Raw genomic sequence first — 8,175 nt, forward strand, 5'->3', positions numbered from 1 at the left:
CCCCCAATTCACCCACCAATTCAATCCCCAATCCCCCACCCAATTACACCGGAAAGAAAAGGAATTCGACCGGGCAGAAAACTGACAGGACGTCCGACACCGTCGACACACCCCCTCGACACCGAGGAACGAAGACCGCCCGGCCCCCAAACCCCGTCGAACACCGCCGGCCCCGGAGCGCAGCACCCGGGGCCAACACACCACCCAACGCCCCATCCCCCCGCCCGCGACCCGCCCGACCCGCCCACCACCCTCCTCTCTTCCGTGACGGGCGGGGAAGCAGGGGCTCAGAGGGGGATGCCAGACAGGTGACCACACCAAAACCGGCACCTGACCAGCGGCGACGCGTGCTCGCCTCCAAGGGGTGCGCAAGAGGCTAAGCAAGGCCCTAAGCAAGAGACTGAGCAACGCCCTGCGCAACGGTCGCAATTGACGACTGCCGGGAACAGGCTGTTCCCCCTCCCGCATCATCCGTCCTGGCTCAACTCTGTGATCAGCGAACGCGCTGGGCGGACGCTGATGACGTGAGTGAGGTCAGATCATGGCTGTGCCCTCGAACCTGGTGCCCGCATCGGTCACCGCCGTCAGCGGCCTGGCCACGGCCATGGCCGGCGCCCCGTGGTGGGGCGTGGTGATCTGTCTGGTCCTGACCCTGGCCGCGACGTCCGTGCAGGCGCTCTTCCCCCAGGACTCCCCCGACCGCCTCACCTGGTGGACCAACCACCGCGAGCACCGGCTCCTACGCCGCACGCACCGCGACACGCGCCCTGGCCCCCCGGCATAACGCAACCGCCCCGGGAGGGCCGGGCCGCCCGCTCCGGTGTCCTTCCGAGCGAGCCGCTCTGCAACCTCGACGCGGGCCGCGGTATCGCCGCCGTTCGGGGCGGGGCTGGTTCCCAACTGGGCTGCTGCAGGCCGTGGCTCATCGTGGCCGAAGCCTGCACCGTGCTGTGGGGTGTACGTGACAATCAGAGGCCCGCGCCCGCGCCCACGCGCATGCGGACGCGGTCAACAGGGGGACAGGCACACATGAGTCCAGCGAAAGCCATCGGGCCGGAAGCAACTGCGTACGCGGCCACGTTGCGTACGGTGGTGAACCACTTCATCGCGAGTGGTGGCACGCAGAAGGAGATCGCCGTCTCGGCGCATATCGCCCCGGCCACCCTGTCGCGGTATCTCAGCGGTGAACGGATCGCCCCAAGCAGTTTCATCGCCGCTCTGGACGCCTTCCTCACACAGCGCGGCCGTCCGCTCGAAGCGGGTATCCGGGACCGGCTGGACGAGCTGTGCGGGCTGGCACATGAGGCAAGCGGTTCTCCGGCCGTGCAGCTCGCCCACCTCAAGGAAGAGCTGGCACGGATACAGGCGGAAAAGAAGGCCGGGAAAGCGGAACTGGCCGCGCTGCAGGAGCACGCGGACCAGCTCGCCGACCAGCTGCGGCAGGCACTGGCCCAAGCACGCAGCTCGGAGAGGAAGCGTCTCGCGCTCGAGGAGCGGGCCGCCGGCCAGGAGAACAGTCTCCAGCACGCCCAGACATACACCCGCCAGCTCCAGACCGAGCTCACCTCGCTCCAGGAACAAGTCGTCCTCATCCAGCGCGAAGTCGAGGTCCTGCGCCGGCAGAACAAGCACCTCATCGAAGAGGAAGGCGCTGCAGCCCCGGGCTCAGATCAGCACGAAAAGACGCCGGTTCCCGGGGCGTCAACGCAGGCCGCAAACGCGGGAGAGGAAACGTCGCGGTCGTCCGGAAGCACTTCCGGTGGCAGCAAGAAGAGGGACAAGCCCCGACAGAAACCGAAGAAGTCCAAGCCGAGAACGCCGCCGCGAGAGCAGACCCCCCGCACCGACCCACGAGTCACCCAGCCCCAACAAACGATGGTCTTCACCGTTTCGTGGACCGGGAACGAGGACCCCAGGAAGTTCACCAAGAACGGGCTCGCGGTCCCCGGGGGCGTGCTGGTCGGACTCGCGTGCCTCTTATTCCTCGCCGCGATCGCAGGCTCAGAGAAAGACGACCCGGCCGGGGCCTACATCACCGGCGCGGTCTGCATGGTGTGGGGAGTCCTCATGGCCGACGACATGATCCCGCCCAACAAGGCGAAGAGACTCATACGCCGGCGAACCCTGCACCTCGACGACACCGGCCTCACGACCAACGACGCCCCCGGCAAGCAGCACTTCTCCTGGACCTCGATCAAGAAGATCTCCATCCACCACACCTCGGAGCAGATCAACAATCGCGCCCCCCTCGCCCTCCACCTCCAGCTCCACTCTGCGGCGAAGGAGGCCGACCGGACGAGCCGGCCTGCTGGATGGCCCCTGGCCCAAGACCCGCCCGAAGCCTGCATGCGCCCCCCACGCACGTACCTAGACGAGTGGGTACCGGTATGCGTACTGGGCCCGCTGACAGGACCCGAGAAAACCGACCTGCAGAACACCATCACCCACTACCTGAAGAAAGCCCCCGAAGGCATCTGGTAGCCGTCCTAGCTCTGTTTCACGAGTTCCGCGCACACCGGGACGGACCACCGCTCCAGTGCACCCCGGCGCCCAAGCCCCGCAACCCCTGGAGGGCGGTTCTGGCCGTGCTGACCACGGTAGTTGCTTTCGAAAGGTTGCACCAAACACACGTTCGAGTGAGTTGCGGCCCCTCCGGAATCGTGGCTGGCTAACCGGCGCAGGCTCTTTGGAGTCATTTGATGGGCCCTCAAGTACTGGTGTCTACGTGATTCATGGCCGTGACCTGCGGCCAAGATCCGCAGGTCGCGGCCATCGACTGCCCCAGGTCATCGCCCACGTTGTGGCCATATCAGCAGGAAGCAGGGCAGGTTCCAGCCGAGGGCGCCGCTGCCTCCCGCCACCACATCCCGCGTCCCCCAGAACCCCAGCCAAGTCGTAGCCCAGGGCAGGAGGCTGAACAACCAGAAACGGGACACGCCCACTTAGTGGAGGTGTTCCCGTTTTGGGTTGCCGGACTGCCATGGCGGGTCGAGGCCCGGTCCGGCCACGCCGCCCCTGGGCGCAACCTGAACGCGACGGGTTCTCAGGCTGGGGTGAAGGAGAACCGTTGGTCGCTGGTTCCGCTGCACTGGGCCTGGATCGCTTCGGCGCCGCTGGTACGGGGAGCCTGGATGCTGATGCACATGCCGCTGTCCATGGGGCGCAGCCGGTAGCCGCTGCCGGAGGGCTCCAGGCGGTACCGCTGGCCGAGTGCGCTGGTGCATTCGCCCGGGGACAGTAGCTCTGAGCCCTCGGTCGGAGCTTCGTCGACGCCGAGGCAGCCTTCGTTTCCGGACACCAGGTTCTTCCACTGGATGCGGTAGATCTGGTTGCCGAGGGATTCCAGGGAGACCTGCGGCTGGGGGGCGTCGGCGCAGGGGAGCTGCACGGCGATTTCACGCTCGGTACGGCCGTTGCGCTCCTGGCCTTCGGTAATGCACAGGCCCGGTGAGTTCGCAGGGTGCATCGTCACCCGGCCGGCCTTGGGCATACCGGAGGAGCTGGTGGCCTTGGCCGGGGGCCGGCTGGGCTGAGCCGTGGTCACAGCGTCGTTCTGTTCCGACCCGGCGTTCGCGGGCGGGTCTTCCTGTTCCTCGCCGGGTGCGGACGCCTTCGGCGACGCGGGGGCGGACGGAGAGAGCGAGGCCGCGGGCGTGGTGTTCGTGGGACCGGCGGTGGTGCGGGGTCCGTCGCTCGGCTGTGTGGTGACGGGCTTCTTCCCGCCGTCGGGCCAGTAAACGAGCAGAAGAACTCCTGCGGCGGCGCAGGCACCAGCGGCTGCCATCGGCAGGTGGCGGTTGAATCTTCGGCGGCCGGGCTTTGCGGGTGGCAGCGGTGTGGGAGGCGCGGTTGCGCCCACCGAAGCCACCTCGTTCGGGGGTTCTTCGGAGGCGCTGGTGCCCGAGCCCGTGTCGGCGACGGTGCCGGATTCGGGATCCGGTTCGGGATCCGGTTCGGGATCCGGTCTTGGCTCTCCGCCGCCCCAGTCCGGGGCCGCGGGCTCCTCGATGGCCATCGCCAGTCGGCGGCGGGCTTCCAGCCAGGTGTCGACGGTCGCGGCGTCGACGCCGCACGCGCGGACGAAGGCGGTCAGGAGTTCCTCGCGGGGGAGGTCCTCCCGGGCCAGCACCCCGGAGACTGTGGCGCGGGGAAGTGCGTCACCCGCTTCGTCGCTCTGCGTTCCAGCTGCCGGTAGCTGAGATCGGCCCAGCCGCGTAACTGCCGCATCGAATGGACGAATTCCGCCGGTGTACGCGCGGCCTCCGGATCTGGCCCTGTCCCTGTCCCCACGTGTCTCCCCCTGTCGCTCCCATGCCCGAAGGACACTAGTGCGAAAGGGAATCGGGAGAGAATCCGACGGCTGGTGGTGGCGAAAAGCAGTCCAGTGGTTCGAGGCAGCTCCGGCTTCGGTCACGGTGTGATGTGGCGGTAGCTGTCGACACCGGAGTGGTCGGGCAGTGGTGCGGTGGTGATGCTCCGGCCCTTGCCGGGGGCGTGGATGACCTTGCCGTCCCCGATGTAGAGCTGCACGTGCCCGCCGTTGTTGCTGATGATCAGGTCGCCGGGGACGAGTTCGTCGCGGGTGGTGGCCTTGCCGGCCTTCACCTGGCCCCAGGTGGTACGCGGGAGTTGCACCCCGGCCTTCTCCCAGGCGCGCATCACCAGACCTGAGCAGTCGAAGCCGTTGGGGCCGGTGCCGCCCCAGACGTAGGGCTTGCCGAGCTGCGCCCGCGCGAACGCGACAACCGCCTTGGCCCCGGACTTCGGCGCTTCCTTCTTCGGATCCTTCTTCTTCGGCGGGTCGTTCTTGGGAGGGTCGTTCTTCGGCGGATCCATCTCCGGCAGATCCGACTCGGGCAGTTCCATCTCCGGGAACTCCATCTCCGGCAGATCCACCCCCGGCGGCACCAACTGCGGCTGCGCGGACTGCGGGTCGCCGGGGACCCGCAGCGTCTCGCCGGCGTAGATGAGTGTCGAGGCGCCCAGATCGTTCAGCTCCTGCAGGACCTTGACGCTCGTGCTGTGAGCGCCGGCCAGCGCGTAGAGCGTGTCACCCGGAATCAGGGTGACCTTCTTGACGGCCGCGGTGCCGGACCCGGCCGGCTTCTTCGGCGTCTCCTTCACCGGCTCGGGCATGACCGGCCCGTGCGGTACCTGCGGCGCGGGAGCGGGCGTCGGCGTCGGCCGGACCTCCAGGGACGACGACTCCGAGGGACCGTGCACTGCCAGCAGCACCCCGCACACCAGCGAGAGCACGAACATCACCACCAGCGAGGCCACCGACCACAACCGGTCCGCACGGCTGGTCCGGGCCCGCGGCTTCCGGTGCGACACCGGCCCCTTCGCCTCAACCCGCCCCTGCGCCGGCCCCTTCGCCTGTGCCGTCCGTGGCTGCGGAGCCTTCCGCGGCGGCCTGAGCAACGTCTGCTGCGCCATCTCACAACTCCCTCTCGGGCCGCGACCTCCGCAGCTCCAAGACGAGGCTGTATCGCCGTCACGGTGTCCCGCCAGATCCTCAGGCGTCCCGGACAGTCCGGGACCGTCCGAGCTGCCGAACGCCCCTCACCACCGGCGGCGAAACACCTGCGGACACCACCTCTGACCAGCACGGACGAACCCGGACTGTCCAGGACGCCGCAATCCATTGCCCCGCCCCGAGCCCCGCAGCAACGCTTCTCTCACCGCCCCGCACTGCCCGGCCGGCGCCTGAACAAGACGCCCTCCAGAGGCAGATGCCGGGCACGCCCTGCCGGTCGGTCGCAGTACACCCATGCACCCGCGGCAGGAGCGCTTCACACCGAAATACGGCGCCCGCCACCTGGCGCGGCCCGAAACCATCACGTCCACAAGGAGCACCCTCATGCGCAGATCACGAGTCCGCACACTGGCGGTGGCCACCGTCGCCACCGGTCTGCTGGCCGGCGGCATCACCGCCGGCACCACCGACATCCTCGCCGGCGACAAGCCCGCCGACACAATCGCCAACGCGGCCGCGCCAAAAAACCCGTCCGAGCCCACAGAGGGGCTGCCGACGGTGAAGGGCCTGCAGTTCACCCTGGGCGAGCGTTCGGTGAAGCTGTCATGGAAGAAGGTCCGCGGCGCGGACGGCTACGTCGTTTATGCCGACTACTCCTGCGACAACGTGCCGCGCTCCACCAACTCCTACCAGCTGCTCAAGAAGTATGTCGGCGAGACGTCCTGGACCCACAAAAACATTCAGGAGACCTGCGTCAACTATGCGGTCGTCGCCCTGCGCGACGGCGTCGAGGGCGCCCGGCCTCCGGTCGGAGAACGGGTCGTGACCTCCATGGTCAACCGTGACCACACCACAGCCGCCCGGAAGTTCTTCACCGCTGCCCCCGCCTCCGGCGACCAGGTCGCCCGCACCAGCGTGGCCCCGGGCCAGGACCGCGGCATCGTGCTGGCCCGCGCCTACATCCGCAACAAGACCGCCTTCACCGACGCGATCGGCGACCACCGCTCCTGGACCCCCGACCCCACCGCCTCAGCGAAGATCACCATCGCGTGGAACACCGGCACTGGCCAAGTCGCCGCCTACATCCACAAGTCCTGCCTCGCCGGCACCAAGCTCCCTAACGGCGACACGGTGGAGGCCGGGTGCTTCGACGCTCTGCCTCCCGCATTCGTCCCCAACGCATCTTCCGTGGGTGACGCCTCCACCGAACGGCGCAACCTCATCAGCGTCTCCCGTGCGGGCTCGGGCGGCCTGTCGATCGGCTTCTCCGCAGTGAACTCCATATCGAGCACGCTCGGCCGGATCGACGGACAACTCACCCTGTCCCCGCACAAGGACACCTTCCGGACCACGCTCACGGCTGACAAGTTCCCGGCATGGGAAATCATCCGCTACCCCCACTTGGTCCAAGGCGCACCCCTGGGCGAAGCCCGCTTGATCGGCACCCGCGACCAGACAGAGATCAGCGACCTCACCAGCGGACGCCAATCCACCTGCACCAGCAAGGGAGATGAAACCAGGGAGTTCACCAACCCCATGGCCTGCTGAACCGAACAGAGGCAACCCGCCGCCTTCCGTTCCCACCGTCCAGCCGCCCTGGGTACAACCCCCGCCCCGCCCGTCAACTGCGAAGTGCCGGACTGTGCCAGCGGGGGCGAACACCTGACGGCCCCGGGCCCGCACCCAAGCAAGCCTTCCGCGACCACAACCGCGCGGCGGCTTGCAACCCGGCCCGCGCGCCTTCGGCGCGCGGTGGCGTCCGAATGCCAGACTCCCGGAGTTACAGACTCCGGGAGTCCCGGAGACCGGATGAGGAGGTGTCGTATGGCGCAGCGCCGCAGAAGGCGGGTCGCCCTGGGCAACAACAAGGGCGGGGTGGGCAAAACCGGCACGACGATCAACCTGGCCGCGTCGCTCGCCGAGGCCGGGCGCCGGGTCCTGGTCGTGGACTGCGATCCGCAGGCGAACGCCTCGCGTCGGCTTGGCCGGCCCTTTAGGCCAGACAGTCCGACCGTGACCGCGAGCGAGGTCGTCAGGTCCGGGGAGCCCGGGGCGGCGGCCGACGCGATCGTGCCGTGCGACTGGGAAGGCGTCTACGCGCTGCGGATCGACGTGATCCCGTCCCGGTTCGATCTGGAGAACCGCATCTCCGAGGCCGCGGTACTCGGTGCGCGCCAGCGGCTGCGCCGCGCGCTCGAGGGGGTGGACGACGAGTACGACGTGACGCTGATGGACTGCCCGCCGTCCCTGGGCCACCTCACCCAGCTCGTGCTCGCGGCTGCGGACTGGGGCATCACCCTGGTCGAGCCCGAGTACGACGGAGTCGAGGGCGCCACCCGCTTCCGGGACTTCATGGTCGCCCCCGAGAACCTCGCCGAGCTGGCCAACCCCGAGCTGGAGTTCCTGGCCGCCGTGCCGTCCATGGTCGACACCCGGCTCGGGGCGCACGCCCACCACCTCAGCACCCTGCCCGGCATCTTCGGCCCGGACCGTGTGTGGGAGCCGATCCCCGCCCGGTCCGTCGTCAAGGACGCCGCGGACTCCGCCCTGCCGCTGTCCGCGATGGGCTCCCGCGCCACCGAGGCACGCGCCGCTTTCGACGCAACCGCCGCCCGCCTCTGGAAAGAGATCACCGCATGACCCGCCGCGAGCGCCCCGTCGTCCCCGCCACCTCACCCGTGGCGCAGCGACAGCCGCTG

6 protein-coding genes are annotated in these 8,175 nt (G+C 68.7%); 4 read left to right on the top strand and 2 right to left on the bottom strand.

The window, feature by feature from the left end:
• Positions 1–541 precede the first annotated feature (541 nt).
• On the top strand, positions 542–784 hold the full coding sequence (locus ACFWHU_RS38395; RefSeq protein ID WP_387230979.1) for a hypothetical protein: 243 nt from the start codon (positions 542–544) through the stop codon (positions 782–784).
• Between the two features lie 305 nt (positions 785–1,089).
• A complete protein-coding gene (locus ACFWHU_RS38400) occupies positions 1,090–2,481 on the top strand; it encodes a hypothetical protein (protein ID WP_387230981.1) in 1,392 nt (463 codons plus the stop codon).
• A 562-nt stretch (positions 2,482–3,043) separates the two neighbouring features.
• Here ACFWHU_RS38400 and ACFWHU_RS38405 read toward each other — a convergent pair.
• A complete protein-coding gene (locus tag ACFWHU_RS38405) occupies positions 3,044–4,129 on the bottom strand; it encodes a hypothetical protein (RefSeq protein WP_387230983.1) in 1,086 nt (361 codons plus the stop codon).
• 281 nt (positions 4,130–4,410) lie between these two features.
• A complete protein-coding gene (locus ACFWHU_RS38410; protein WP_387230985.1) occupies positions 4,411–5,436 on the bottom strand; it encodes an NlpC/P60 family protein in 1,026 nt (341 codons plus the stop codon).
• 334 nt (positions 5,437–5,770) lie between these two features.
• Here ACFWHU_RS38410 and ACFWHU_RS38415 point away from each other — a divergent pair, with 334 nt between their 5' ends.
• Together ACFWHU_RS38415 and ACFWHU_RS38420 are read left to right on the top strand one after the other, a co-directional pair.
• Entirely contained in the window at positions 5,771–7,024 is a 1,254-nt protein-coding gene (locus ACFWHU_RS38415; protein ID WP_387230987.1) for a hypothetical protein, read from the top strand.
• A gap of 276 nt (positions 7,025–7,300) precedes the next feature.
• A complete protein-coding gene (locus ACFWHU_RS38420) occupies positions 7,301–8,116 on the top strand; it encodes a ParA family protein (RefSeq protein ID WP_387230989.1) in 816 nt (271 codons plus the stop codon).
• Positions 8,117–8,175: the final 59 nt, after the last annotated feature.

Source organism: Streptomyces sp. NPDC060366 (genome assembly GCF_042725135.1).
Taxonomy (GTDB): domain Bacteria; phylum Actinomycetota; class Actinomycetes; order Streptomycetales; family Streptomycetaceae; genus Streptomyces.

Bases quoted from the DNA above. Each gene is read 5' to 3' on its own strand.
- ACFWHU_RS38395 (WP_387230979.1), top strand. From the start codon at position 542: ATGGCTGTGCCCTCGAACCTGGTGCCCGCATCGGTCACCGCCGTCAGC.
- ACFWHU_RS38420 (WP_387230989.1), top strand. From the start codon at position 7,301: ATGGCGCAGCGCCGCAGAAGGCGGGTCGCCCTGGGCAACAACAAGGGC.
- ACFWHU_RS38410 (WP_387230985.1), bottom strand. From the start codon at position 5,436: ATGGCGCAGCAGACGTTGCTCAGGCCGCCGCGGAAGGCTCCGCAGCCA.
- ACFWHU_RS38415 (WP_387230987.1), top strand. From the start codon at position 5,771: ATGCACCCGCGGCAGGAGCGCTTCACACCGAAATACGGCGCCCGCCAC.